Source organism: Ruegeria meonggei, from assembly GCF_900172215.1.
GTDB classification, from domain to species: domain Bacteria; phylum Pseudomonadota; class Alphaproteobacteria; order Rhodobacterales; family Rhodobacteraceae; genus Ruegeria; species Ruegeria meonggei.
In genome coordinates, this window is sequence record NZ_FWFP01000010.1 from 129362 (window position 1) to 153720 (window position 24359).

Sequence of the window (24359 nt, forward strand, 5' to 3'; positions counted from 1 at the left end):
ATATCTCAGATGGTAGATTGAAAAATCAAATCCTAGGGAGGATACCTTGTTCAAGAAATCAACACTCGCGCTTGGCGTCGCCATGTCTGCCGGGCTTGCCTTCGCAGCGTCAGCTGAAACAGTCATAAAGATCGGGCACGGCGCTGCAGAAGCGTTTCACATGCATCGCGCACTACTGAAGTTTGAGGAGCTGGTCGAAGCAGGCTCAAACGGTGAGATCGACGTTCAGATCTTCCCTTCGTCGCAGATGGGGCCTGATCGTGAGTTGATCGAGGGCGTTCAAACTGGCGTTCTTGAAATGGCCATTCCGCCGTCTTCTTTCTTCGCAGGCTGGGATCCGGCTTTTGCGGTGATCGAGCTTCCCTACATGTATGCCTCCAAGGACATCGCCTTTGATGTTCTTGATGGTGAGGCCGGTGACGGAATGCTCGGGCGGGTCGAAAATCAGGGGCTCGTCGGTCTTGGTTGGCTAGAATTGGGCGTGCGCAACGTGACCAACAATGTCCGCCCGGTTGAAACACCCGAAGACCTCGAGGGCGTTAAGCTGCGCACCATGAAGGTTCCGGCGCATGTGGCAACCTTCGAAACACTCGGCGCCAACCCAACGCCGATGAACTTCGGCGAGGTTTACTCTGCCCTTCAGCAAGGCGTGATCGACGGGCAGGAAAACCCGCTGGCGATTATTACCTCACAACGTTTCTACGAGGTGCAGAAATACCTTTCGACCACGGGCCATGTCTTCGCGGTCTACATGCCGGTCGTCTCCAAGCCATTCTTTGACTCGCTGCCTGCGGAGCATCAGCAACTAATCCGGGACTCGATGGCTGCCGCACGTGACTATCAGGCTGAACTGGTCGCCAGCGAAGATGCGGAGCAGCTGGAACAGATCCGTGCCGCAGGTGTCGAGGTTCTGGAACTGACTGCAGAGCAGAGACAGGCCTTCGCTGACAAAACCGAAAGCGTTCGCCTGCAATATCGCGACGAAGTTGGCGCCGAAGCCTACGACGCTTGGGTCGCGGCGGTGTCCGCAGCAGGCGGAAGCTGACCCACGGTTTACTCAGCCAATCCGGGCACCCGCGCCGAGCAGGTTCGGGCGTCCCTTTCGTTCAAGGGGAGGTGAACGATGTCGGTTATCAAATGGATCGATATGAATGCCGAAAAGGTCCTAGCCAGTGCGCTACTAGCCGCGATTGTCGTGTTGATCTTTGGCAACGTGTTCATGCGCTACATCATGAATGCCTCTCTTTCATGGGGAGAAGAGCTAACGCTTTGGCTATTTGTCTGGTTCGTCTGGCTTGGCGTCAGTTATGCCTTCCATACCGGCGATCATGTGCGCATTACGGTCCTGCGCGATGTCCTGAGCGAGCGGGCAAGGCTTTACGCGGATGTTGTGATCGCGCTTCTTGTCCTTGGATTCCTGATCGTTCTTACAATTGAATGCATCAAGCTGATCCGGCAGCCCTTTGTGGCCAGCCAGACCTCAGTTGTTTTGGGGCTGCCAATCCCGATCCTGTATGCCTCAGCGCCGGTTGGTGCAGGCCTGTCCGCAATCCGCGTTACTCAGCATCTGATCCGAACCCTGCGCCTGATCGCAGAGACCAAAGCGTGAGGAACCCGGCATGCTTGCAACAACGCTTTTCCTGACTCTCTTCGCACTTCTGCTCTTCAGCGTGCCAATTGGCATCTGCCTGGGTCTAGCGACGATGATCGTGATTGTCTTCGTGGATGGCACTCCGCCGATGGTGCTTTTGGCGCGCTCGGTGGTGACAGGCGCAGACTCGTTTCCGCTGATCGCTGTTCCTTTATTCATCCTCGCGGGCGACCTGATGCAGCACGGTGGAATGTCGCGCCGTCTGGTTGGGTTCGCCAATGCACTGATAGGTCATATCCGGGGCGGGCTGGCTTATGTGAACGTGCTTGCCTGCGTGTTCTTTGCCGCCATATCCGGGTCGTCCCCTGCAACCGTCGCCGCCATCGGATCAAACATGATCCCCGAGATGGAAAAGGTTGGCTATACGCGCAAATTCAGCGGCGCTTTGACGGCGTCTTCAGGGATGATCGGCGTGATGATCCCGCCAAGTATCCCCTTTATCATCTACGGTGTTACTGCCGAGGTTTCGATCGGAAAGCTGTTCCTGGCGGGTGTTGTTCCCGGCATCCTCTTTGCCCTCATGTTCATGTTGGTCGCCCGTGTCCTGCTGCGAAAGGATGAGGTTGTTCAGCAATCGACAACCACGTTCTCAGGCCCGGGTGTTTGGCAGAGCTTCCGGTCTTCGATCTGGGCACTTCTGGTGCCTGTAATCATCCTTGGGGGCATCTACAGCGGCATCTTCACCCCAACCGAAGCAGGCGCCGTCGCTGTGGTTTACGCCGCCTTCACCGGCATCTTTGTCTATGGCGATATCACCGTCAGGGACCTGCCAGAGGTCTTAGCAGGCAGTGCAAAGACCAGTGGAACCATTCTGATATTGGTGATCATGGCGACCGCCTTTGGCAGACTGATCACGCTTGCAAGAATCCCGACGGAACTCGCCACAACAATCACCAGCCTGTCCGACAATCCGATCATCATCCTGTTGTTGATCAACCTGCTTTTGTTGGTGATCGGCATGTTCATGGAGACGATTTCGTCGATCATCATCATGACACCGATTCTGCTGCCGGTTGCAACTGCACTGGGTGTCGATCCGATCGTCTTTGGTGTCATTCTGACGGTCAATCTGGCCATCGGATTCTGTACACCGCCATTGGGTGTAAACCTGTTCGTGGCCAGCAGTATTTCGAAGGTCTCCATCGAAAGCCTCAGCCGGGCGATCCTGCCATTCTTTGCCGGCATGCTGATCCTGCTGATGTTCATCACCTATGTGCCCGCAATTTCTTTGGCCTTACCGTCCCTTTGGTGACCGGCTGAGGCGCTTCAAGCGTTAGACAACGAAACCAGAGGACTCTGATGGATCTGGACCTATCCCACCCGTCGATAGAAGATCTTCGGAAAACTGCGCAAAAGCGCATCCCGAAGTTTGCCTTCGAGTATCTCGACAGCGCAACAGGCCGGGAACTAGGGTTGAAGGTGAACCGTGACGCACTTGATTCCATCAGGTTCATGCCGCGTGTTCTATGCGGCCGAACAAAGGCCGATCTGCAGACTACACTAATGGGCAAAACATATGATCTGCCTTTCGGAATAGCACCTGTGGGCATGTCCGGCCTGATGTGGGCAGGTGCAGAGCGGATGCTTGCAAAGGCGGCGGTCGCGCACAACATTCCGTTTTCGTTGTCCAGCGTTGCGGTAGCGTCGCCGGAAGATGTGGCGCCCCACATTGGCAACAACGGGTGGTTTCAGCATTACCCGGTGAACTCTGGCGAGTTGCGCCGCGCAATGCTGCCGCGGATCAAGGCATCAGGGTTTCACACGCTGATCATCACAGTGGACGTACCAGAGGAGAGCCGGCGCGAACGACAACGCCGCGCCAACCTGACCGTGCCTCCAAAAGCTGACCTACGCACTCTGTTAGAAATGGCTTCACGACCCACCTGGTGCCTTGCGCATCTGCGCGAAGGCGTCATGCCACGCATGCGGTTCTTTGACGATTATGTCCCCACACGCGGGCGCGAAAGCTTTACCCACGCGGGCGCCTTGATCCGTGGGATTCCGGATTGGGAGTACCTGCGCGAGTTACGACAGGAGTGGGAAGGCAATTTGATCGTCAAGGGTGTCCTGCGGCCTGAAGATGCTCAAAAAATGGTAACCGAGGGCGTGGACTGCATTTGGGTATCCAACCACTCTGGGCGGCAATTCGAAGCCGGGCCCGCCGTGATTGATCAATTGCCGGGTATTCGCGATGCGGTCGGTACAGACATGCCACTGATCTACGATTCCGGCATTGCCTGGGGATTGGACATAATGCGCGCCCTGGCGAAAGGTGCAAATTTCGTCATGGTCGGACGCGCCTTTCAATATGCTGTCGCAGCGTTTGGAGCGCGAGGGGTCGACCATCTCGTTCACATCCTGAAAGCAGACATTGAGGCCAATATGAGTCAACTGGGTTCTGAAAAACTCTATAGCTTGTCCGAGCATCTTCTCAGGACTGGCTGATCAACCATGCCTGCACGCTGCGTATCACGCTCGCGTGCTCGCATCTTCGTCAAGCAGTCCATTTACGATCAAATCAGCGGTTGAACGCGAACACGCCATCGGAAGGTTATAGACCGTCGCTAGACGAGTCAGAGCCTTAACATCAACATCGTGCGGCATGGGTGACAGAGGGTCGACAAAGAAAATCAGCGCATCCAGTTTCTCTTCGCAGATCATAGCGCCGATCTGTTGATCACCCCCGAGCGGTCCACTTTTCAGGCAAGTCACATTCAGCTCTGGAAAGGCCTTTATTATTCGGCTGCCGGTTGTTCCTGTCGAAAAGATTTGCACGCCGGACAGGCGGGACTGTTGTAGACCCACCCATTCAACGATTTCGTCCTTTCGCGCATCATGAGCTACTAGCGCGAAACGCGACGCGTCAACGGATGAATTGTTCAACGTAGCTTTCTCCAAGTCCAACTTCCGCGAAGTGTTTTCGGCACAGATCAATCTTGGTAAAGACATCTTCGTAGCCAGTGACCTTGCCCCACGGATCAACATAGCACATCACGCCATTGACCTGAAAATATGTGACCATCTCTTCGACATCGTCCGGGACGACCAAAGTATGTGTCTCGCCAGGCGGCTCAAAGACATAACCCCCTTCTTCCGCCACCCAATCATGTTCCAGATAATGCCAACGTCCTTTCAGGACAAAGCCGTGGACAGGTTGCGGATGGCGGTGCCGCGAAAGAACTCCAGCTTTGCGCACTTTGAGAAGGTTCATCCAATAGCCTTGCGAGCGGTTCAGACAGAGCGGCCGGAACCAGACGTTTTCGGCCTGCGGAACCCATAGCCTGTCGTCCTCACTCATCGCTTTCGGGATCACGATCTCTTCTTGCGCATCCTTGGGGAACGGCAATTGATAAGGCATTCGGGCGGTGTCGTCGTCATTCATTGATTTTCCTCACATAGCGAGATAGCCGCCATCGACCGGATAGATCGATCCGGTCACAAAGCCGGCGTTTTCACTCAAAAGCCATTGCACAAGCGCGCCGACCTCTTCGGGTTTTCCCCAGCGTTTCATAGGCGTGCGCGCCATGATTCCTGCCGTTCGCGCCGGGTCTTCCCGTAGGCCTTGGGTCATCTCTGTTTCGATCCACCCTGGCGCGATGGCATTGACCCGGACGCCGTGTTCGGCCCAGCGACCTGCAAGCGCCTTGGTCAATTGTGCAACGCCGCCCTTGGAAGCGGAATAGGCTGGAACCAAAGGCCCACCAAAGGTGCTGAGCATGGAGGCGGTATTGACGATGGCCCCAGCAGTTTCCGTCAGCAACGGATGTGCGGCGAGGCAGCAGCGCATTGTACCGGTCAGGTTCACATCAAGCACCTTGGCAAATACGTCGATGTTGTATTCTTCTTCACGCATAAGAATACCTGCGCAGTTCACCAAAGCATCAAGACGCGTAAGATCGCTAAACACTGTATCGACAGAGACCTGATCAGTCACATCCAGGGTCTGTACCTTGATCCCGTCCTGGAGCACGAACGCATCCAACTCGGATTGTGACGCAGATGCAGCGATGACGGACCAGCCTGCCTCAGCCAGCGATCGCGCAACACCCGCACCGATCCCTCGCGTACCACCCGTAACAAGGGCCTGCTTCATCCAAGTTCCTCCAATACACTGGTGAAGGCGCGCGCGCGCCTGTCGATATCATCCAATGTATAGCTCGGTTTGAACAGTGCGGAGCCCAGCCCATATCCATCTACACCCGCAGCATGATACGACGCCATCGTATCCGGCGTTATGCCACCTACCGCAGCGACGACTGCGTCTGCAGGCAATACGGCGCGCATAGCCGCTATGGCAGCGGGGGGCACCATTTCCGCCGGAAAGAATTTGAGCACCGAAGCTCCGATATCCAATGCCGTAAAGGCCTCGGAGGGGGTCATGACGCCCGGACACCAATACAGACCCCGTGCGACAGCCGCGCGCCCGACGTCCGGGTTCATATTAGGCGACACGATGATCCGCCCGCCTGCATCTGCGACCGCCCCGACCTGATCCGTAGTCAACACTGTGCCAGCGCCGACTATGGCTTGAGCGCCATGTTTCGCAACGATCTGCGCAATCGATTCCAGCGGGTCCGGTGAGTTGAGCGGCACTTCAATAATCCGAAACCCGGCATCGAAGAGCACATCAGACACCGGGCGCGCATTTTCTGGTGCCAGCCCCCGCAAAATCGCAATCAGCGGGTTCTCAGCAAGAGCTGCGGTGAGGTCAATCATCCGACCAACCCCGCAGCGCGAGCAATCAGAAAATGCCCTTTCGCAACGATATCATCTGGCGCGCGACGGCTGTCGAAACCTGCAGTTCGAAGCGCTATTTCGTATCGGTCGGACAAATCGCTCCGTCCAACAACAGTGATCGTGCCGACGTCTTTTAATTCGCCGGTCGCGGCCGCAACCTCGGTCCCGATCAACAAGCCCGACAAGTAGTCGGCCGTAGCAACTTTTGGGATTTTGCCCATGAGAGGAAGCGTCCGAACATGAAACAGGCTGTGCAGCAGGTTCGACTCACCACTGAGGCCGGCCTTGACGCCCATCACGAATGCGTCTTCGCTGAAGGCGTCCTCCTTCATCAAGGTTCCAAGGATCGTGTGTTCTTTCAGCGCCGAAAAGATCTCACCTGTCATGTAGGTCGAAAAGTCCACGATCTTCCCATCCGCAACCTGAACCCATTTGCTGTGCGTTCCCGGCATCACGAACATACCTTCGCTCAAACCGAGCGAAGATGCCCCAATGATCTGGGTCTCCTCGCCGCGCATTACGTCGGGTCCTCCAGCATGTTCTGTCGAAGCACCTGTCACAAAATGAATTCGCGCTCCGTTGGCCGCTTCGTGGGGGACTAACGCCCGCGCAAGACCGCCAGCACCCAGCGGCATTTCGGCATACTGCGTTTCTACCCAGCCATTGCGGCTGGTGATCATGCCAGATGCCAGGATCGGCAGGTTTTCTTTAGTGACCCAAGGGCCGATGAGACGATCAAGAACCGACTCAAACGTTTGTCCTGCAACCTGCATTATGCCTTCAGGCGACGAGACTCCATCGATCACTTCGCCTTCTGTACCAATGAGAAATGCACGGAACGATGAAGTGCCCCAATCTACGCCGATCAGCGCGGGCTCAGATGCGACCGAATTCATTCAGCAGATCCTCGACGGTTTTGCCTTGGGCCACCCATTTACGGGTTTCCTCCTCTCGGTCAGCTTGCTCTTGAGCAAGGCGCACGGTTTCTTCGGCGATTTCCTGTGGAACCACAACGACGCCCATGAGATCAGCTACAATGAAATCTCCGGGGTTTATGACGACGCCCCCACAGGCGATTGGCACATTGATCGAAAGCTCTTCTTTACGTTCTGAGAACATTGTGTGCGTACCACGTGGCGTGATCGCGCGCGTCCAGATTGGCCAGTTGATGTCTTCCAGTTCATCTGTGTCGCGCCCGGTGCCATCAACGATCATGCCGCGGATACCACGGTTCTTAGCCAGGCCACCCATGAGGCCGCCACAGACCGAAGTTTGGCGATCACCACCCGCGTCCACGACGATCACGTCCCCGGGTTGTCCCATTTCAAGCGCTCTCAAAGGGTCGACCAGATCGCCTTTTGAAAGCTGAACCGTCACGGCCTGGCCTGTCACCTTGGCGCGGAAAGCAGGCTTGATGGCGCTGTCCATCACACCTGTTCGGTACTGCACATCCGCAAAAATGGCAGCGGCAGAGTACGCCTCCAACACCTTGTCGAATTTTTTGAGAAGTTCCGGGTTTCTTTCAAAATCATTGAAAACCCTAAGGTCCGTGCTGACGTCTGGCATTCTTGTCTCCTGTTATGCGGTAGATACGGCCAATGCGTCGGCATTGACTGTGTAGTCGGGTTTTTGTCCTGTCAGGACCTTGGCCACCTGAGTGGCCGCGGTGACCCGTGCTGCGTGTATGGATTCCTCGGAATAGTAGGCGGCATGTGGCGTTACGAGGACGTTGGGCAGTGTGAACAACGGGTTGTTATCAGGCGTCCAGTTGGCGCGCTTGGCCGGCTCTTCTTCGGGGTCGTCGAGCCCTGCAGCAGCCAGATGGCCTTCGGTCAGTGCCCGGAACAGCGCCTTGTTGTCGACCGTTGGACCGCGTCCAGTGTTCACGAGTATCGCACCGGGTTTCATGACGGAAAATTCGGCATCAGACAGAAAGTGATGCGTGTTCGGCGTCATCGGAGCCTGCATCAGAATATAGTCGGACCTAGCCAGCAATTCGGGCTTGCTCACCAGCTCGACCCCAAGCTTTGCGGCAGCTTCTCTTGGCAAATACGGATCATAAGCGATGACCGCAACTCCGAAAGATTGCGCCCGAGCTACGATGGCTTGCCCGATTTTACCCAGCGAGACGACACCCATCGTCCTCCCACGTAACCGGTAGACCGGCTGTCCGCTTTGCCACTGCCAGACCCCTGCATGAGTTGCCCGATCATAGTCGGGCAACTTGCGAGCCAGGGTCAGCCAAAGGGCAATCGCGTGATCGGCAACTTCCTCGGTACAATAGTTTTGCACGTTAGTGACGAGGATGCCTTTTTCCGTGGCCGTGCCAACATCCACGATATCCACGCCGACGCCATATCGTGCGATGACCTCACAGTTGCGCATCCGCGTGATCGTTTCCTTCCCGATCCGGGCATATTGATTCATCATCGCAGCGCAATGCGGCGCGACATCGAACAGGTCTTCCTGACGCTTGGCCTGAAGCGCGATCACTTCGGCACCCGCGGCTTCCAGGATTTCCGTTTCAACGGCGACGTCGCCAAAATCGTAGTCGGTTATCACGACCTTGGGCCTGTCCGTTCTGGGGGGAAAGTTGGCGCGATCAGTCATAGGCACCCGCCGAATAGGTCAATTCATACGAGTGACTGTAAAGCTCGAAGATGTTGCCAAACGGGTCCTCCATATAGACCATGCGATAGGGCTTTTCGCCGGGGTAATATTTACGCACCTGTTGCATGCGCTGGCGGCCACCCAAATCTTCGATGACCTTGATGCGACCTTCCAGATCCTCGTCCTGCACGCAGAAATGGAACAAACCGCGCCGCCAGTATTCAAACGGACGTTCCTCTTCGACGGTTCTCGGGAATTCGAATAACTCGATGCCGACGCCATCTCCCATCGACAAATGCGCGATGCGGAAGCTTCCCCAACCTTCCCCAAACACATCGTCGCACATCTGACCAATGGCGCTTTCGTCATGCAGGATTTCGGTTGGTTCCATCAGCACATAGAGACCGAATGCTTGGGAATAAAACTCCACGGCTTTTTCCAGGTCCGGAACCGTGATGCCGATATGTGAGAAAGTAAGAGCAGCCATGGGAGGCTCCTTTTGTTAGCAGTTAAAGAATGTTACGAACGATGCCGCCTTCGATCCGGTGCGCAGAACCGTTGGAGGCTGAGCTGGCCGAGATCGTGACGATCATGCGGGCGACCTCGTCTGGTTGGACAAAGCGCTGTATGAGCGATGTGGGTTCATCTGATTTGAAGTAATTGTCCACGATCGTGTCGAGCGGCTCACCCTTTTGATCGGCGAGGCCGTCAAAATAGGCCTCGACACCTTCTGTCCAGGTTGGACCTGGCAGGATCGAGTTAACCCGGACTTTCGTACCTTTTGTGAGCTCTGCCATACCACGTGTCAGACCTAACATGGCAGTTTTGGTGACAGAATAGTGCACCATCTGAGGCAGTGGTTTGACCGCTGCTTCACTGGCCATATTGATGATGGACCCTTCCCCCCGGCGTAGCATCTCGGGCAGGAAAATCCGGCTCATCCGAACGGCGGACAGGACGTTGATGTTGAAGTAATGCATCCAGTCGTCATCGGTCAGATCCTCAAACGGTTTGACCGAAAAGATGCCGACATTGTTGACCAGCACATCAACTGTACCGCGCGCTTGCGCGAAATCCGCCAGAGTTTCCGCATCAGCGGTTTTTGTTAGGTCGGCCGCAATGCCTTCAACCTCGCCCAGAGATGACAGGTCATCGACGCAGGCGGACACTTCCGCCTCGGTCAGGCCATGCACGATGACCCGCGCGCCTTCTTCCAGATAGACCCGGGCAGTGGCTTTGCCGATGCCGGAACCTGAACCGGTCACCAGAACCTGCTTATCTTTAAGTCCCAGATCCATCTCAGGCTTCCTTTTTAATGCTTGATGATTGCTGTGACGACGAGCGGCCGAATATACGCCCCATGAGGGCAGAGATTTCCGCGCGCCACATGTCTATGCCAACGGCCAACAGGATGATCAGGCCCAGCACGATGTTCTGAACGGACGACGGCGCCGCGTTCAGGTTAAGGCCATTCTGGACAATAACGATCGTCATCGCTCCCATCAGTGTGGCGAGGATGTTGCCACGCCCGCCTGCAAGACTGGCGCCCCCAACTACAGCAGCAGCAATGGCCTGCAGTTCCAGCGTCTGGCCATAGTTGGGCGAACCCGAGTTGAGGCGTGCTGACATCAGGATGGCCCCGACAGCCGTCATGAAACCCGCGATGACAAATGTCGTGGTCTGAACCTTACGGACGTTGATGCCCGTCAGAACGGCAGCGGCTGGGTTGCCACCCACGGCATAGATCTCTCGGCCGAGTTTTGTGAAGTTCATCGTGAACGCGGCAAGGGCATAGAAGAACACGAGGTAGAAGAACGGCAATGGAACGCCGAACAGCTTACCGTAAAAGATCGGCTCCAACGCTGGATCCAGCGAAAAGATCGGCGAGCCGTTGTTGAAGGTCAGCGCAAGGCCTCGAAAGGCAATCAATGCCGCCAGTGTGGTGATGAACGACGGGATGCGCCCGTAGGCGGTTATCAATCCGATAAAAAGACCGAGCAACCCGCCAAAAAAGAGAATGAGTGGCAGCGCCAAAACCAGCGGAATACCGATGAATTTCAACAACTGCGCAAGGATCATGGTTAGCAAGGCCACCATCGACCCTGAACTCAGATCAATGCCCGCCGCGAAAATCACGATGGTAGATCCAATTGCGATCAACGCCACAATGCTCACCTGCAAGGACAGGTTCGACAGGTTGCCTGGGTTCAGAAAGCGCTCTGTCGTAAGGGCGACAATCAGGGCGACGATCACCATGGCTGCAAATGGCCCAATCAATTGAGTGTCAAAGATCCGCTTCATGCGAAAGCCTCCTCAGGCTTGGAATGGGGAATGTCGGCGGAAGCGCGCACTAGATCGTCATGAGTAAGCTCAGATGCATCGACCGTGCGCGCGATTGTGCCATGTTGTACAACGGCAATCCGGTCACTCATCGCCAGCAACTCGTCATGGTCCGAACTGATCAGGATGATCGATTTTCCCGCACGGGTGAGCCTGTTGATCAGCTTGTAGACGGCGATCTTGGCGCCAATATCGATCCCCTGTGTCGGCTCATCGAGGATCAGGATGTCCGAGGCAGAGAACAGCCAGCGCGCGATCACGATCTTCTGCTGATTGCCACCAGACAGGAAATTGACCGTTTTTTCTTCGGCCTGGGTCGAGATTTCCAGATCGCGGATCAGATTATGGGTGGCTTGATCTTCCACCTTAAGGTTCAAGATCCCGAACCGGCTTAGCTCGCCTAAAGACGCTGCAGTGACGTTCCCGCTTGCGCGAAAGTTGAAGAACAACCCGTCAAACTTGCGGTTTTCCGGAACGAGGGCCAATCCAGCACGGATCGCATCGATTTCCCGGCGGAAGTGAACCGGTTTGCCGTTCAGCGTTACTTGCCCGGCAATCAATTCGTCGGTCCCGAACAGCGCGCGCGCAATTTCTGTGCGGCCACTGCCCAGGACGCCGCCCAAGCCCAATACCTCGCCCCGGCACAGTGAAAACGAAACATCTTTCACACCTGATTTTGTGGCCAGACCGGACGCCTCCAGCACAATACCATCGGTGGCGTTCCGCTCTTTGGGATAATGCTCACCAATGTCCTCACCAACCATGGCGCTGACAATCTCAGAGACGTTGATCTTGGTCTCACCACTTGCGCGCACAACGCATCCGTTGCGTAAGATCGTCACTTCATCGACGATCCGCTCAACCTCATCCAGCCTGTGAGAAACATAGAGGATGGCGGTGCCGCGTTCGCGCATATTTCGCAAAAGCTGGTGCAGGCGCTCAATCTCATCTTCGCCCAATGCCGCAGTTGGCTCATCAAGGATGATCATGCGGGCATCCATCGCGATGGCTTTCGCGATCTCGACCAACTGTTGCTCGCCTACCGACAGCGTACCGGTGATAGTTTCGGGTGAAACATCGACATCCATTTCCGCCAACACGCGGGCGGCTTCATCGTAGACCCTGGCCCAATCGATCACACCAAAGCGAGACCGAGGCATATTGCCAAGGAAGATGTTTTCGCCAACCGATAAGGTCGGCACGATCGAGAATTCCTGAAAAACTGTCGCGATGCCCAAATCGCGCGCCGCCTGCGGGTCGCTGATTGTGACAGACTTTCCATTGTACAGGATTTGGCCGCTATCTGGTTGCTGTACGCCGGACAAGGTTTTGATCATCGTGGACTTGCCACAGCCGTTTTCGCCCAGCAGCCCATGAATGGAACCGGGCATAAGCCGGATGCAGACCTTGTCGTTCGCCAAGACACCGGGATAGGCCTTGGTAATATCGACAAACTCCCAAAGGGGCGTTGCGGGTGTCATTGCGATTGCCTCGACAAAAATGAAATTCGGCTGGTTTGCAACCCGGCAGCACGCACGCGCGCCACCGGGATGCGGGGAGATGGCTCAGTATTCTTTGGACGGTTGTGGGAAGAGCTTTTCAGGCTCTTGCAGCACACTGATCGCGCCATCCTTGTCCTCAATCGATGTGGGCGTTTCGATCCAGCCACCGGGATAAGACCCGTTAAGCGCATCAATAGTGGCGTGCATTGCTGCTTTACCCATCAGGAATGGTGAAGTGTTGACGGTTGCCGTGATGTTGCCCGCCGCGATCTCTTCAAGGCCGGACGTGTCGCCATCATTGCCCAATAGAACGATGTCATTTCGGCCGAGTGCTTTCGCAGCAAAGGATGCTCCAATGATCATGTAGTCATTCGCAGCAAAGATCATGTCGAGATCGGGGTTCGACTGCAGGATATCCATGCCAGCTGTGTTGCCGCCTTCGACGTTCCATTTGCCATCGATGGATACAACGACTTCAAAGTTGTCGTTGCCCTCAATGCCGTCAAGAAAGCCACCGACCCGCTCGGTTGAGTGATACCCTGGCTGCCCTTCGATGATGCCGACCTTCAATGGTTGATCGCCATAGGTCTCGATGGCCCAATCAGCGATGGCCTGAGTACCATTGCGCTGAGAATACCCGACCACACCGTGGATCGGAGTCGGAAAGTTCGGGATGTCCGAGTTGATCATCAAAACAGCCATGCCCTTGTCAACGGCCTGCTTAAGTAGCGGCGCCGCAGCAAATTCATCATGCGTTCCAAAGATGATCGCATCCACATCCTGTGTCAGTACATCCTGGATCATACCCATCTGACCGTTGATATCCGCGCCAGACTGAGGCGCGAGCATGAAGACTTCGACCCCGGCCTCCGCAGCGACCGCTTTGATGCCCTCACCAATGGCGATGTAGTAGTTGAACTCGGTAGCCGGTGGCATATACGCGATCCGGAACGTGTCATTCTTGGGTTCAATCGCATCAATCGCAGCCTGTGCCCCGTCCTGCAACGGCACCGGTGTCGGATAGTTCTCGGCCATTGCGACCGTTGCCAGCGTGACGAATCCTGCGGCAAGCGTAGTGCTCATAAGCGTTTTCAACATTGTTTTCTCCTCCAGAAATTCGTTGGTTATCCGTTGAACGGCGTGTCGATCACGCCACGAATGCCGGGTTTCACGGCGAAGAGACCGCCGGATTCCGGTTCTTTTGATAAAGCGGCTTCGTCACTCATCAGCCGCGATGTCGTTATGAAAAGCGTGTCGAGGTCTGGACCGCCGAATGCGCAACAGGTGGGCTTCCAGACCGGCACCTCGATCACGCGATTGATCGTGCCGTTGGGTGCAACACGCACAACGCGATGGCCTTCCCATTCGGCATTCCAGACACCGCCTCCTGCATCCACGCAGGACCCATCGGGCAGGCCGGGTTCATCCTCGAAAGAAACATGCATCCGACGGTTCGAAACAGATCCACTATCAGTGTCGTAGTCGAACGCCACGATTTCCCGATCCGGGGTATCGGCAAAGAACATTGTAGTTCCATCCGCCGTGAAGCAGGTCGAATTGGCGCAAGACACCCCTTCGATGATTGTGCGCACGTTCAGATCCGTGTCGACGCAAATAACCGACGAATCGGCATTACCCGAGACTTCGTTCATCCCCCCGACAATCAACCGCCCCTGGCGATCAGTCCGCCCGTCATTCAACCGCGTCTCCGCGTTATTCGACTCGAATCGGGTGACGAGGGATTCTTCTTTCATGGCCTGATCGAGCAAAACGACACGATCTGCATAAGCAACGATCAGCCCTCCAGAGATCCGCGGAGCAAAGCAACATACGCGCTCTGGCATCTTATGAGACGTGCTTTTCGAAGTTACCGGATCAAATGAGAAAAGCGCGCTGCCTTCGATGTCGGTCCACCAGACAAGCCCATCGGCGGGATTCCAGAAAATCCCTTCCCCGTGCTGGTTCTTGCAGTCAACCACCAACTCTGCGCGCAATTTTTTGACCTCCATTATCGCATTCTGATATCTGATATACCAGCTTGCCTAATCTGGTGTATCAGATATCTTGCATCTAGCAACACCTTTTTTGGAGATATCCCCAGATGGCCCTTGAGAGACCCAAATCATTGCGTGAACTCGCACTGGAGCATTTGCGGAACAGCATTATCGATGGCTCCCTGAAGATGGGTCAGGTTTTGTCGGAGCGAAAAATCTCCGAAGAGCTGGGCGTGTCTAAGTCACCGGTCCGCGAGGCGCTCGCTCAATTGCGTGACGAAGGGTTGGTCAGTATCGAACCGCAAAAAGGCGCACGCGTGTTTTCCTTGTCTGAACCGGAAGTCACCCAAATCTGCGACTTCAGACAAGCGATTGAAACAGCCGCCTTCGAACTGGCATTGTCGCGTGACCCTGAAGGACTAGCGAATGAAATGCAACGCGTCGTGACGGAAATGGAGCGAGAACGGAGGCGCGGCAACGAGAAAGGCTACCTTTCACTAGATACCACGTTTCATCAGTTGATCTTCGAACATGCCGGGAACGATTATTTGACGGCTAGCTATACCCGATACATCGGTAAGATTGCAGCACTACGAACCCACCTGGCGAAGCTGCCGCAGCACACCGAACTCTCTTTTGATGAGCATGCGAAGATTGCGATTGCAGTGCGCGAAGGGGACATGGCCAAGATCAAGTCTCTTCTTACGGCACATATTGATCGCACGCGGCAGGCCTACAAGAGCGCTGCAATTGTTCTCGAAGGAGCCGCTGCGCCCTGACGCATAGAACAGCTGAGTTTTTGAAGGGGGGCGGGCCATATCGGCACCGCCCCTTTCTTGTTCCGCTTCACCGCTATCTCTTTTTGATTGACATCTGAGATATCAGATGCCAATCAAAAAGCGGGAGGAGCTTTGTATGACACCTGCAATGGAACATGGCGCACTGAGGTCACAGCCACTGATTCAACTGGAAGCGGCTGGCAAAAGCTTCGGAACGAACATTGTTTTGGACGGTGTCGACTTCGAGTTGAGACCCGGTGAAGTTCACGCGCTTTGTGGTGAAAACGGTGCTGGGAAATCCACCTGCCTCGGTCTTCTTTATGGACTTCACCAGCCTTCAGCCGGGCGAATCCTGTGCGATGGCAACCAGCAGCTGATTGAAAGCCCGTCACATGCGCAATCACTCGGTATTGGCTGTGTCTTTCAGGAACTCAGCCTCGCCGGTGCCCTCTCCGTAGCGGAAAACATCTTCGCAGGCCGCGTGCCCACCCGGTTGGGTGTCGTCGACTGGCCTGAATTGCGTCGTCGGGCGGAAGCGTTGTTGGCGGAGTTCGGTCTGGATATTGATGTTTCCATGCCGGTTGACGGCCTTCCGATTAGCTCCCGCCAGATCGTAGAAATTGCCAAGGCGTTGTCACTGAACTCCCGCGTCCTGCTTTTGGATGAGCCAACTTCAGCATTGGCACCCGATGAAGTGGACGCACTATTCGACGTCTTAAAGTCCCTTACAAACAAGGGGATTGGCATCGTGTATGTCAGTCACCACATGGCCGAGATCTTCCAGATTTCAGACCGCATCACTGTTCTGCGCGACGGACGCCGCATCAGCACATTGCCCGTGTCAGAAACCTCACAGGAAAAGGTCGTTGCCGAGATGATCGGCGGCGCACATCCCGGTGATGTCACCCGTTCGGATCAAGGCGGCGGCAACGAGGTTTTGAATGTAAAGAACCTGACGCACCCCGGCGAGTTTGAAGACATTTCGTTTTCCATAAAAGCCGGAGAGATCGTTGGTATTGCCGGTCTAATGGGCGCCCGCCGCAGCGAGATTGTCCGGTCCATCGCTGGACTGATGCATGGCGCGACAGGCGAAATCAGATTGCATGGCAAGCCAGTCAGCTTTGCGTCCTTGCGGCAAGCGATGCGCGCTGGTGTCGGGTTTGTCCCCGAGGAACGCAAGACCGAAGGTCTATTTCTGGAACAATCGCTCAGCGACAACCTGATTGCAGCCAGTCTTTCCGAACACACGTCTGTCGGTTTCATACGTGCCAGAACAATCAAAGCTGCGAGCCAGGCCGCCATTGACGCCTTCAGTGTCAAAACCAGCGGGATTACCGAACTTGTTGGCGATCTGTCAGGGGGCAACCAGCAAAAGATCATGCTGGCAAAATGGCTCAAACGTGCTCCAGCTCTTCTGATCATCGAGGAGCCCACAAAAGGTGTTGATGTCGGGGCCAAATTTCAGATTCACACAGAGCTTTTACGTCGAGCCGCCGAAGGGATGGCCATCCTCGTGGTGTCATCCGATTTCCCTGAACTTGTCTCTCTCTCTTCGCGCATCCTTGTGGTTCACGACGGTCGCCTCATGGGCGATGTCGCGGCAGCTGAGGCAACCGAGACTACGCTTCTTCAATTGGCCGCCGGAAACTCTGTTCCATCGGTGGATGCAACTCAACCCAATCAATCAGGAGTCGCGACGTGACCATGACAGCTCAAGCCAATTTGCCCATGAAACCACCCCTGTTGCGCCGTGTCCTGCAAGCCTTTGTTGATATTCGTGAGTTAACGCTGATCGTCCTGATCGCCGCCATCATCATCGTAATGTCCAACATCAACCCCTACTTCCTGAGCTTCTCGAACTTTCGAGCAGTAGCTGTGGGCATGGCACCGACCGCAATCATCGTGATCGGCATGGCGATCCTGCTTGCATCCGGTGGTTTCGATCTGTCGGTTGGTTCGGTAATGGCCCTGTCTTCCACCGTCGTCGCCATGCTGCTTTTGTCCGGTATGGCAATCCCGCTCGCCGTAGCCTGCGGGCTCATTCTAGGTGGCATCGTGGGCGTGGTGAACGGTGTGCTGGTGACCGGCCTCGGGATCAATCCGCTGATCGCAACGCTCGGTACGATGTCGATCGCACGCGGTATCGCCCTCGTATTAACCGAGGGGTTTTCAGTTTCCAGCCTGCCGGCGTCTTTCGCCTGGATCGGTAAAGCTGACATCGGCGGCTTTCCAGTGATAGTTTTGTTCACCATTCTGCTGGTGATCCTGTTTGATCTGGCCGTCCGCCATACGCCATTCTTTCGTCAGGTCTATTTCATTGGCGCCAATGAAAAAGCCGCGATGCTATCGGGCATCCACGTCACACGCGTGCGCATCATTCTGTACGCACTGACCGGTGTTCTGGCTGCTCTGGCGGGTGTCTTACTGGCCTCCCGCCTGATGAGCGGTACGCCCACGGCAGGCAATGGCATCGAACTGCAAGTTCTGGCGGCGGCCGTCATCGGCGGCGCATCTTTACGAGGAGGAGAAGGCACTATCCTCGGAGCTTTCCTTGGCGTCGTTTTCGTCGCGTTAATCAACAACACAATGACGATGCTTGCCGTATCGATCTACTGGCAAATGATCGTCATCGGCGGTGTACTCGTTACAGCAGTCGCCTTGGACATGCTGATCCGAAGCAAACGAGGCTAAGCCCGAAGCTTTCCAAATCTCAACAACAACCAAAGATCCTAAACAGGGAGACTATGATGACTGAATTGAATGTAAATCGACGCAGGTTGCTGACAGCGGGCACCACTGCTGGATTGGCTGCAGCGTTCGGACTGCCCATGCTGTCCAAAGAAGCCATGGCGCAGGCCGCTGGCAAGGAATACGTTTTCCTGTCCATCGTCACGCAAGTGCCGTTCTGGGTAGATTATCGCAACGCGATGGAAGATCTTGAGGAGTTGATGGGCATCAAAGCCACGTTCACTGGCCCTCTGGATTTCGACACTGCAGCACAGGCGCGCCAATTGGACGAACTGATCGCCAGACGCCCCGCAGGTATCCTCATCTTCCCCGGTGATCCGGCTACTTTGGCCCCAGGCGTAGAACGCGCGGTCGAGGCCGGGATTCCAGTCACGTGCTGTATCGGTGACATTCCTGACAGCCCCAGGTCCACTTTCCTTGGGATCAACGGCGTTCAGGCAGGACGTGTCGGCGGCGAGATGCTGGCACAAGCGATTGGCGGCAAGGGGAAGGTCATTCTCGGCACGTTCCCTGCTCCTTCCACGCTGGAACGGGTCGAGGGTTACAAACAAGTCTTCGCTGAGAAATACCCGGATATCGAAGTCGTCGATGTTGTGAACGACAAAGCCGACCCGTCCTATGCTCCGACAGCCTATCTTCAGGCCATTCAGGCAAATCCCGATATTGTTGGCATCGGCGGTACAGACGGTGACAGTGGCAAAGGTGCTGCGATAGCGGTCAACGAGGCGGGTCGCAAGGACATCAAGATCGTCGCGATGGACCGAAATGATGATATGCTTCCCTATATCGAAGACGGCACAATTCACGGCGCAGTGGCTCAGAAATCCTATCTGGAGATCTTTCTCGCCTTCCACATGATGCATTGGCAAAATACCGATGCGTTGAAGGTTTTGCCGGATTGGAAGGCCGCCGGGATCAACCCGCTGCCTGAGCGCGTCGAAACCGGGGTGATGCCGATCACATCCGAGAATGTTGCACAGTTTAAGCACGTCTAAATTGTCATCCCGGCGCGGCTTGTCGCGCTGGGACATAGTCAGGGAGCAAACATGCCAGACAGATGGAGTGTTCTGCAGCTACAGCAGGGCGATTTATGGCTGACACTCCTGCCAGACATCGGAGGCCGTCTGTGGGACGTGAGTATTCAAGGGCGCTCACTCCTCTTTCAAAACCCAGATCTTGACGGAGTGGAGGTGGACGACACCCGGATCGCCGATTTGCCTACACGCTCTCCACAATTTGGCTTTCCACTTTGGGGAGGCGAGAAGACATGGATCGCCCCGGACTCGTCTTGGGAAAACGGCGCTCCGTTTCCCGTGCTAGACAGCGGCTCCTATCAGATCACTTCTAGAACCAGCACTCGCATCGACATGACCAGCGCCGTCTGTCCCATATCTCATTTATCTGTTTCGCGTCGCATCACACTGACTTCTGAAAACAGCTGGGACATTGAACATATCGTTGCCAATCGCGGCACTTCCTCTCGCCTGACCGGCATTTGGTCAGTCATGATGCTTAACACTCCAGCCAAGATCGGCGTCGAAATGGATCATCCTGCGTTTTATCCTGTTTTCGGCTCTGCCGAACAGATGGTTGCAACGCAAAGCAGAAGCACTGTCGTGGATTGTAGCAGACTGCAGGAATTCAAGATCGGGCTACAGAACCCCAACAACCGAACGCTGATACGGTGCGGAACCGATGGCCCCTTGCTGATATGCTCAGTACCAGAACCTCAACAGGGTGACCGATTTGCGCATCACCGTCCGTTCGAGGTTTTCAATTCGGGCGATTACGCCTACTGCGAAGCAGAATGGCACTCACCCGTGCACGACCTCGAACCAAATGAAACAATGAGTTTTCGGCAGACGTTCCGATTATTGACAGACGATACACAGCAAATGCCAGCGAGTCTCACAAGCAACAAGGAATTCATGTCATGCATGTCCTGATCACAGGCGCTGGTGGGCATCTCGGCCGCGAACTTTTCGACACGCTAGAAAGCGACCCCGGTTATATCGTTTCCGGCATCGATATCCGTCCCGTTGACCATCCCGACATTCACACCGCAGACCTCTCCGACAACAGCAGTTGGGTCAGTTTGCTAAAGGGTGTGGATGTTATCGTGCATCTTGCTGGAGATAGAGAGCCAGCCGCCACCTGGGCATCCGCGATCAAACACAATATGGATGCAACTCTTTCTCTCTATCACCATGCGGCAGCCATGGGCGTCAGCCGAGTAGTTCTTGCCAGCTCCAACTGGGTTCACGGCGACAAGAGATTCACGCATGACGCGCTTAATAGCAAGACGCCTCCTGGCCCGGTGAATGCCTACGGAATGTCAAAACTGTTCTGTGAACAGACAGGGGCTTACTTCACCGAGCATCACGGACTGTCTGTCATTTGCCTGCGCATTGGCTGGACGCAATGGACTCATGACAACCAGCCCGGCACGCATATGGCGATGGGCCAATGGGGCCAAGAAATGTGGTTGAGCGATCGGGATTTCCTAAGCGGCATGCGCGCCGCAATTGATGCTAAGGATGTTTCCTTTGCAGCACTGAACCTAATGTCGGATAACCCGGGTATGCGTTGGGATATCACCGAAACGCAGCAAGTGATCGGCTATTCTCCGCAAGATGGGAGCCCGGCAAAAATTACCGCAAGTATTGCCTTTAGGTCTGCGCTGAAGCGCCTGTTTTCAGTCCGGCTCCCCAATTATTTCACGACACGTTTTCCAGATTGGTAGAGTACAAGGTCCGGGCATTGTTGTTGCGTTGCGCAATCAGTTTCCGAAACATATCCTTAAGGTAAGCGCTGAAAAGGTCAGCGTTGTTCGCATTGCGGTTGTAGGCGACCGACGTCTCGAGCGGCAGATTTCGCAACCATTGGATGTTTGATGGTGCGATAACAATCCGCGAACATCGCTAAGCGGTTTTATGTGAACCGATCTCTGGTTGAGTGATGGCCGTTCGGTGGAACGAGTACAAGAGGCTGCCTCGCGGGACAGAATTAGCTTTAGCTGCAAATTTACAAATTACCGCTTTCATCCGAATTTGATCCTTTGGATGCACGTCTGAAGCAAAGTATTTGAGACTGTTGAGCAGTACCAAGGTACGTGTTGTTGTTTGGGTTGCGGCAGAAATTGGATCTGCGTGATGTTACGAGGTCAAAACTCGTGTCGGTTAGTCAACGATTGTATCGCCCAATTTCTTTACCTCAGCACGCGTCCAACTTCGATATGTGCCATTCGAAAGTTGTTTGGCGACACCCCTGTTTTGGATTTGAAAAACCGCGTGAAATGGCCTTGTGCCGAAAACCCTAGAAGCTCCGATATCTCGGCGATCGTCACGCTCGGGTCACTGAGAAGATGTGATGCGCGTTCGCAGCACAGGGTATCGAGATAGGTGCGCGGCGAAAGGCCAGTACATTGGCGAAAGCGGGCATAAAATTGGGACCGGGACAACCCGACACCTTGTGCAACCACATTCAGATCCAGTTCTTTAGAAGGTTCTTGTCGAAAGGCCTTAATGGCCTTACGAATACGGTGATCGCTTACAAACGAGCGATCCGAGCTTTGCTCTGACATGACGTCGGTTCTTGAACATTGAAGGACCACCCAAACCAGATCGCGCAACAAAGTATCGAACTCCTCCTCATCACTATGTAAATCGGCCAGTTGATCCGCGAGCTGGGCAGCCTTCTCTTGCAATAGAGAACTTGTCGTTGCCGTTGCCCTGGCAAATGGTAGGTCTTTTGATCCCGTCAAGATTTGGTTTCCGTGCTCACCAAACCAAAGTGGATCAATATAGAGCGCCAAGAGGAGCGTTGGGTCATTTCCTGACGGGCGCTGATTTGAGTGCACGATCCAAGGGTTGACCAGCACCATTTGCGCGCCTGTCAGCTTCGCCCTTTTCCCGTCTACCTGATAAATCGTATCCGGGCCTGACAGTTTGATCAGCGCGTGGACTTGAGAATGCGCATGATCCAGCACCGGTTCCGTCGCGGACAACAAGGCGACGCGCCCAAACGCCCCCACGGCAATTCCCAATGCGTCAGCCATTTCCACCCCCACAGGCGCCGTAAATAATCGGACAAAAAGGTAAATACCACGAAGCAGAGGCAAAGACCACTCTGACTCAATGTGCGACCCTGGTGACAACGAATTGCTAAATCCACCTGTTGATATCCGGAGACGATAAGGAAAATGACTTTGGCCAAATTGCCTGAATTCTTGAAGACAGACTGTTATGTCGGCGGCGGCTGGGTAAGCGCCGGTTCAGACGCAAGATTCGATGTTTTGGACCCGGCAAATGGCGAGGTTTTGGCATCGGTCCCTCGTATGGGCGAGGCGGATACCGACAACGCCATCGCGGCAGCTCAGGATGCCTATGAAGGCTGGAGCAACCGCACAGCTGCCGACCGGGCAAGAGTGCTAAATGCTTGGGCTGCAGCAATGCGTGAGAATGCCGAAGAACTCGCCCGCCTCATGACACTTGAGCAGGGAAAACCATTGTCCGAGGCGCGGGTCGAAGTCGAATATGCCGCCAGTTTCTTTAGCTGGTTCGCCGAAGAAGGTCGCAGGCTATATGGCGATATTATTCCACCACATCGCACTGATGCGCGCATTCTTGTCACCCGCAATTCGCTTGGCGTTGTAGGGGGCATCACGCCGTGGAACTTCCCTTCGGCGATGGTGACACGCAAAGCCGCACCCGCTTTGGCCGCTGGCAATTGCATGGTTTTGAAACCGGCAGAGGCCACGCCGTTGTCCGCGTTGGCGATTGCTGCCTTGGGCGAGCAAGTTGGCGTTCCGGCGGGGGTATTCAACGTTGTCACCGGTGATCGTGAAGATGCGCCGTTGATCGGCAAGGCGTTGATCGACAACCCGGCAGTGCGCAAAATTGGGTTCACGGGCTCGACCGCCGTGGGCAAACAACTGATGCGCGATTGTGCCGGCGATCTGACCAAGGTCAGCCTGGAGCTGGGCGGCAACGCAGCCTTTATCGTCTTCGACGACGCCGATATTGAGGCCGCTCTTGAAGGCGTTCAGATTTGTAAATTTCGCAATGCTGGCCAAACCTGCATCGCAGCCAATCGCATCCTTGTGCAGGATAGTATCCACGACAAGTTCGTAGCCGCACTTTGTGCCAAGGCTTCAGAGATCGAAATCGGTCACGGGCTAGAGGATGGCGTTTCACAAGGGCCGTTGATCGACACACGCGGGCTGGAAAAGGTTGAACGACTTGTTGCGGATGCAACGGATAAAGGGGCCAAGCTTCACCTTGGTGGACAGCGCCACGCGGCGGGCGGAACCCATTATCAGCCAACTGTCATGACCGGTGTCACGCCTGCCATGGATATCGCGCATCAAGAGGTCTTTGGTCCCGTCGCGGCGATCTCTAGCTTCAAAGACGAAGCAGAGGCCATCGCGATGGCAAATGATACCCCCTACGGTTTGGCCGGCTATTTTTACAGTCGTGATGTTGGCCGGATTTTCCGCGTCGCAGATGCCTTGAAGACCGGCATCGTTGGCGTCAACACCGGCCTGATTTCGACCGAAGTTGCCCCCTTTGGCGGCGTTAAAGAAAGCGGTATTGGGCGTGAAGGGTCGAAATACGGCATCGAAGACTGGACCGAGTTGAAATACATCTGCCTGGCCGGTCTGGGGCGCGCGTCATGATCGTCGAAGAGCGCATCTACACCCTGCATATCGGCAAAGTTCCCGAATACCTGAAGCTCTATGAAGCCGAAGGTCTGGCGGTTCAGACGCGCATTCTGGGCAATCTCCTGGGCTATTATCAGGTCGAATTTGGCCCGCAGAACCAGATCGTTCACATGTGGGGGTATGACGATCTGGCAGATCGCCAGACCCGCCGCAAGGCGCTGGTTCAGGATCCGGAATGGATAGCTTACATCAAGAAAATCAGGCCTTTGGTGCGACATCAGGAAAACAAACTGCTGCTGCCCGCGCCCTTCATGCAGGCACGCGGATAAAGGGGGA

The 24359-nt window shown here is 55.3% G+C and carries 26 protein-coding genes; 12 read left to right on the plus strand and 14 right to left on the minus strand.

Annotated features, from left to right (window positions below; genetic code table 11):
* Positions 1–46 precede the first annotated feature (46 nt).
* The 4 genes from RUM8411_RS16520 to RUM8411_RS16535 all read left to right on the plus strand — a co-directional run bounded on the left by RUM8411_RS16520 (position 47) and on the right by RUM8411_RS16535 (position 4096).
* The gene (locus tag RUM8411_RS16520) at positions 47–1045 is read left to right on the plus strand and encodes a TRAP transporter substrate-binding protein (protein WP_085823818.1); all 999 of its coding nucleotides are present in this window, start codon (positions 47–49) and stop codon (positions 1043–1045) included.
* Positions 1046–1123: 78 nt separating this feature from the next.
* Positions 1124–1609, plus strand: a complete 486-nt coding sequence (locus tag RUM8411_RS16525; protein WP_085823819.1) for a TRAP transporter small permease — start codon at positions 1124–1126, stop codon at positions 1607–1609.
* Between the two features lie 10 nt (positions 1610–1619).
* Entirely contained in the window at positions 1620–2903 is a 1284-nt protein-coding gene (locus tag RUM8411_RS16530) for a TRAP transporter large permease (RefSeq protein ID WP_085823820.1), read from the plus strand.
* 47 nt (positions 2904–2950) lie between these two features.
* Positions 2951–4096 (plus strand): alpha-hydroxy acid oxidase, encoded by a 1146-nt coding sequence (locus tag RUM8411_RS16535; RefSeq protein ID WP_085823821.1) that lies wholly within the window; start codon positions 2951–2953, stop codon positions 4094–4096.
* 24 nt (positions 4097–4120) lie between these two features.
* Here the strand turns inward: RUM8411_RS16535 and RUM8411_RS16540 are convergent, their stop codons facing one another.
* From RUM8411_RS16540 to RUM8411_RS16600, 13 genes are all read right to left on the minus strand, one after another.
* Complete coding sequence (locus RUM8411_RS16540) at positions 4121–4534, minus strand: methylglyoxal synthase (protein ID WP_234995273.1); 414 nt, start codon at positions 4532–4534, stop codon at positions 4121–4123.
* Positions 4515–5033, minus strand: coding sequence for a 2,4'-dihydroxyacetophenone dioxygenase family protein (locus RUM8411_RS16545; RefSeq protein ID WP_085823823.1), 519 nt, complete (start codon positions 5031–5033; stop codon positions 4515–4517). Before RUM8411_RS16545 ends, RUM8411_RS16540 begins: the two co-directional genes overlap by 20 nt.
* 9 nt (positions 5034–5042) lie before the next feature.
* A complete protein-coding gene (locus RUM8411_RS16550) occupies positions 5043–5744 on the minus strand; it encodes an SDR family NAD(P)-dependent oxidoreductase (RefSeq protein WP_085823824.1) in 702 nt (233 codons plus the stop codon).
* Positions 5741–6367 (minus strand): 2-dehydro-3-deoxy-6-phosphogalactonate aldolase, encoded by a 627-nt coding sequence (locus RUM8411_RS16555; RefSeq protein WP_085823825.1) that lies wholly within the window; start codon positions 6365–6367, stop codon positions 5741–5743. The genes RUM8411_RS16550 and RUM8411_RS16555 overlap by 4 nt, the downstream gene beginning before the upstream one ends.
* Entirely contained in the window at positions 6364–7284 is a 921-nt protein-coding gene (locus tag RUM8411_RS16560) for a 2-dehydro-3-deoxygalactonokinase (RefSeq protein ID WP_085823826.1), read from the minus strand. Before RUM8411_RS16560 ends, RUM8411_RS16555 begins: the two co-directional genes overlap by 4 nt.
* Positions 7265–7954, minus strand: a complete 690-nt coding sequence (locus RUM8411_RS16565; RefSeq protein WP_050606106.1) for an RraA family protein — start codon at positions 7952–7954, stop codon at positions 7265–7267. Before RUM8411_RS16565 ends, RUM8411_RS16560 begins: the two co-directional genes overlap by 20 nt.
* A 12-nt stretch (positions 7955–7966) precedes the next feature.
* Positions 7967–8998 carry a C-terminal binding protein gene (locus tag RUM8411_RS16570; RefSeq protein ID WP_085823827.1) on the minus strand — a complete coding sequence of 344 codons (1032 nt, stop codon included), beginning with the start codon at positions 8996–8998 and terminating at the stop codon, positions 7967–7969.
* Positions 8991–9485 carry a lactoylglutathione lyase family protein gene (locus RUM8411_RS16575; RefSeq protein WP_058276296.1) on the minus strand — a complete coding sequence of 165 codons (495 nt, stop codon included), beginning with the start codon at positions 9483–9485 and terminating at the stop codon, positions 8991–8993. Before RUM8411_RS16575 ends, RUM8411_RS16570 begins: the two co-directional genes overlap by 8 nt.
* 22 nt (positions 9486–9507) lie before the next feature.
* A complete protein-coding gene (locus RUM8411_RS16580) occupies positions 9508–10296 on the minus strand; it encodes an SDR family NAD(P)-dependent oxidoreductase (RefSeq protein ID WP_085823828.1) in 789 nt (262 codons plus the stop codon).
* Between the two features lies 1 nt (position 10297).
* Positions 10298–11299, minus strand: a complete 1002-nt coding sequence (locus RUM8411_RS16585; protein WP_058276294.1) for an ABC transporter permease — start codon at positions 11297–11299, stop codon at positions 10298–10300.
* Positions 11296–12819, minus strand: coding sequence for a sugar ABC transporter ATP-binding protein (locus RUM8411_RS16590; protein ID WP_085823829.1), 1524 nt, complete (start codon positions 12817–12819; stop codon positions 11296–11298). The genes RUM8411_RS16585 and RUM8411_RS16590 overlap by 4 nt, the downstream gene beginning before the upstream one ends.
* A gap of 84 nt (positions 12820–12903) precedes the next feature.
* Positions 12904–13938, minus strand: a complete 1035-nt coding sequence (locus tag RUM8411_RS16595; protein ID WP_058276292.1) for a sugar ABC transporter substrate-binding protein — start codon at positions 13936–13938, stop codon at positions 12904–12906.
* Positions 13939–13964: 26 nt separating this feature from the next.
* Complete coding sequence (locus RUM8411_RS16600; RefSeq protein ID WP_234995274.1) at positions 13965–14849, minus strand: SMP-30/gluconolactonase/LRE family protein; 885 nt, start codon at positions 14847–14849, stop codon at positions 13965–13967.
* A gap of 92 nt (positions 14850–14941) precedes the next feature.
* Here RUM8411_RS16600 and RUM8411_RS16605 point away from each other — a divergent pair, with 92 nt between their 5' ends.
* From RUM8411_RS16605 to RUM8411_RS16630, 6 genes are all read left to right on the plus strand, one after another.
* Entirely contained in the window at positions 14942–15613 is a 672-nt protein-coding gene (locus RUM8411_RS16605; protein ID WP_085823830.1) for a GntR family transcriptional regulator, read from the plus strand.
* Positions 15614–15749: 136 nt separating this feature from the next.
* The gene (locus RUM8411_RS16610) at positions 15750–17315 is read left to right on the plus strand and encodes a sugar ABC transporter ATP-binding protein (protein WP_085823881.1); all 1566 of its coding nucleotides are present in this window, start codon (positions 15750–15752) and stop codon (positions 17313–17315) included.
* A 2-nt stretch (positions 17316–17317) separates the two neighbouring features.
* Positions 17318–18304 (plus strand): ABC transporter permease, encoded by a 987-nt coding sequence (locus tag RUM8411_RS16615; protein WP_234995277.1) that lies wholly within the window; start codon positions 17318–17320, stop codon positions 18302–18304.
* A gap of 56 nt (positions 18305–18360) precedes the next feature.
* Positions 18361–19356, plus strand: a complete 996-nt coding sequence (locus RUM8411_RS16620; RefSeq protein WP_085823832.1) for a substrate-binding domain-containing protein — start codon at positions 18361–18363, stop codon at positions 19354–19356.
* 51 nt (positions 19357–19407) lie between these two features.
* Positions 19408–20307 (plus strand): hypothetical protein, encoded by a 900-nt coding sequence (locus RUM8411_RS16625; RefSeq protein WP_085823833.1) that lies wholly within the window; start codon positions 19408–19410, stop codon positions 20305–20307.
* Positions 20295–21104 carry an NAD-dependent epimerase/dehydratase family protein gene (locus RUM8411_RS16630; RefSeq protein WP_085823834.1) on the plus strand — a complete coding sequence of 270 codons (810 nt, stop codon included), beginning with the start codon at positions 20295–20297 and terminating at the stop codon, positions 21102–21104. The genes RUM8411_RS16625 and RUM8411_RS16630 overlap by 13 nt, the downstream gene beginning before the upstream one ends.
* A gap of 465 nt (positions 21105–21569) precedes the next feature.
* Here RUM8411_RS16630 and RUM8411_RS16635 read toward each other — a convergent pair whose 3' ends face one another.
* Positions 21570–22481, minus strand: a complete 912-nt coding sequence (locus RUM8411_RS16635; RefSeq protein ID WP_143534925.1) for a helix-turn-helix domain-containing protein — start codon at positions 22479–22481, stop codon at positions 21570–21572.
* A gap of 81 nt (positions 22482–22562) precedes the next feature.
* Here RUM8411_RS16635 and RUM8411_RS16640 point away from each other — a divergent pair, with 81 nt between their 5' ends.
* Positions 22563–24038: an NAD-dependent succinate-semialdehyde dehydrogenase gene (locus RUM8411_RS16640; RefSeq protein WP_085823836.1), complete on the plus strand. Its 1476-nt coding sequence runs from the start codon at positions 22563–22565 to the stop codon at positions 24036–24038.
* Positions 24035–24352, plus strand: a complete 318-nt coding sequence (locus RUM8411_RS16645) for an NIPSNAP family protein (RefSeq protein WP_085823837.1) — start codon at positions 24035–24037, stop codon at positions 24350–24352. Before RUM8411_RS16640 ends, RUM8411_RS16645 begins: the two co-directional genes overlap by 4 nt.
* The last annotated feature ends 7 nt before the right edge of the window (positions 24353–24359 follow it).